This window comes from Staphylococcus sp. GDX8P54P (assembly GCF_017893165.1).
GTDB lineage: Bacteria > Bacillota > Bacilli > Staphylococcales > Staphylococcaceae > Staphylococcus > Staphylococcus borealis.
This window is the reverse complement of the sequence record NZ_JAESMM010000045.1, coordinates 1-2,407: the sequence shown is the minus strand read 5'-3', so window position 1 is coordinate 2,407 and position 2,407 is coordinate 1. Positions and strand designations below refer to the sequence as shown.

Genomic DNA, 2,407 nt, shown 5'->3' with positions numbered 1-2,407 from the left:
TCTCTTATTGTTACTTAAGTGGACATTATCTAGGATATAGTTAACGATTTTAAGTTTTTTTCCGCCAATCATATCTAACATACTTATTAATTGCACTATATATGCCTTTACGAAGTTACCAGACGTTTGTTTACGGTATAACTTGTCTACCTCTATGACTTCTCCACTTTCTTCGTCTATGAGCCTCTGAGAGCCTTTATAGACTGTTCCATATCTTTCTTTCATCTTTTTCTCACTCCTTATTTTAAACTATTCTAACTATATCATAACTGTTCTAAAAAAAAAAGAACATTTGTTAAAAGAAATTAGAACAAAATGAGTGAAAAATTAGAACAAACAAATTCCTTATAAACCTTATCATCTCAACCTATATTAAGATTTTACCTAGTTGAATCTTCTTTTCTATATAAAGCGTCGGAGCATATCAGGGGGTTATCTAACGTAAATGCTACCCTTCGGCTCGCTTTCGCTCGGCATTGACGTCAGATACTGCACCCCCTGAACCCCCATGCTCCAACAGCAAAAAGGAAACTTTTTGCTGCTTTTCCGACGCTTATTCGCTTCGCTCATATTTATATAGAAAAGAAGTGAATGCGCAAAAGACATAATCGATTCACAAAAAATAGGTACACGAAAAACAAGTTAAGGGATGCAGTTTATGCATCCCTTAACTTACTTATTAAATAATTTATAGCTATTGAAAAGAGATAAGAATTGTTCAAAGCTAATATTGTTTAAATCGTCAATTCCTGCATGTTTTAAGGAATTGTTAAATTGATTTTTTGTAAATATTTTCTTGTATTCTTTGTTAACCCATTTCATAACGAAATAATTATACTTCTGTTTATCTTTGTGTGATATTCTTGATTTTTTTCTATTTAATCTGATAAGTGAGCTATTCACTTTAGGTTTAGGATGAAAATATTCTCTTGGAACCATACTTAATATAGAAATATCAACTTCTGCCATTAAAAATAATGCCAATGAGCGTTTTGTATTTAATAATCTTTTAGCAAACCCGTATTCCACGATTAAATAAATCTCATCAGCTATACTATCAAAAACAATTTTGCGTATTATATCCGTACTTATGTTATAAGGTATATTACCAAATATTTTATAGGATTGGTTTTTAGGAAATTTAAACTGCAATATATCCTTGTTTAAAACTTGGAAATTATCGTGATCAACAAGTTTATTTTCTGTAGTTTTGCATAATTTATGGTCTATTTCAATGGCAGTTACGAAATTACACCTCTGTACTAATTCAAGGGTAAAATGCCCTTTTCCTGAGCCGATTTCAAAGATATTATCATGTTCATTTAATCTTATATTTGTCATTATTTTATCTATATTATGTTTTGAAGTAATAAAGTTTTGACTGTGTTTTATATTTTTCTCGTTCATTATAACCCTCTTTAATTTGGTTATAATGAATTTTGCTTATTAACGATTCATTATAACCACTTATTTTTTCCTCCTTATAAAATTAGTATAATTATAGCACGAGCTCTGATAAATATGAACATGATGAGTGATCGTTAAATTTATACTGCAATCCGATGCGATTATTGAATAAAAGATATGAGAGATTTATCTAGTTTCTTTTTTTACAAGAAAAAAGAAAGTTCTTAAAGGTTTTATACTTTTGGTCGTAGAGCACACGGTTTAACGACTTAATTACGAAGTAAATAAGTCTAGTGTGTTAGACTTTAATGTTTTTTTAAGGTATTAGTGCATTTAAGCGTCAGAGCATGGCTTTATGCCGAGAAAACTATTGGTTGGAATGGCGTGTGTGTTAGCCAAAGCTTTGGCGAGTTGGTTGGGGGTTTCATGGGATTAATCCCATGAAAGTACCAACTCAACAACACACTAACGCCTGTTGGTTCCAACCAATAGGAAATTGGAATAAGCAATTAGTATAATGAGAGTATAATGTTGGTATAACGTTAGTATAATGATGCTTTTTTTCATTATATTTTTTATGTACTTTAAACCTGCACGCTTATGTGAATTAGAAAAAGCTTAATCGCATTTCATAGATTGACCTCCCAATAACTACGTGGTGTTATTGGGAGGTCAATCTATTTCATTTGCGTTAAGCTTTTGATCTACATTAAGCGTGCAGGTTTTTTGTCTATTTGTAGACGATTTTATGTTATACTAGTCCTTGAAAGAATAATAATCAGATAATGCATTTTCTTGTTTTTCATTTGCCTCTTGCTCAAAGTTCCCAAATTCGAGTAAGAGGTATTTTTGTTTTTGGTCGTCGCCTCTCATTAGTAGTTCAGGGTTTAACATTAATACTCCAGTTTTTCTTTTTATAATATTTCCTTCTTCTAAGATTTTAAGTGTTGTTATTACTGTTTGTAGACTTGTTCCTGTAGCTTTTGCTATTTCTCTTGTT

3 protein-coding genes are annotated in these 2,407 nt (G+C 30.9%); all 3 read right to left on the bottom strand.

What is annotated here, in order from left to right; translation table 11 throughout:
• On the bottom strand, positions 1-225 hold a 225-nt coding region (locus KA909_RS11670; protein ID WP_210130250.1), incomplete at its 3' end, for a replication/maintenance protein RepL.
• A gap of 447 nt (positions 226-672) precedes the next feature.
• A complete protein-coding gene (gene erm(C), locus KA909_RS11665; RefSeq protein WP_001003263.1) occupies positions 673-1,407 on the bottom strand; it encodes a 23S rRNA (adenine(2058)-N(6))-methyltransferase Erm(C) in 735 nt (244 codons plus the stop codon).
• Positions 1,408-2,163: 756 nt separating this feature from the next.
• A partial coding sequence (locus KA909_RS11660; protein WP_200641208.1) for a replication/maintenance protein RepL occupies positions 2,164-2,407 on the bottom strand: 244 nt, incomplete at its 5' end.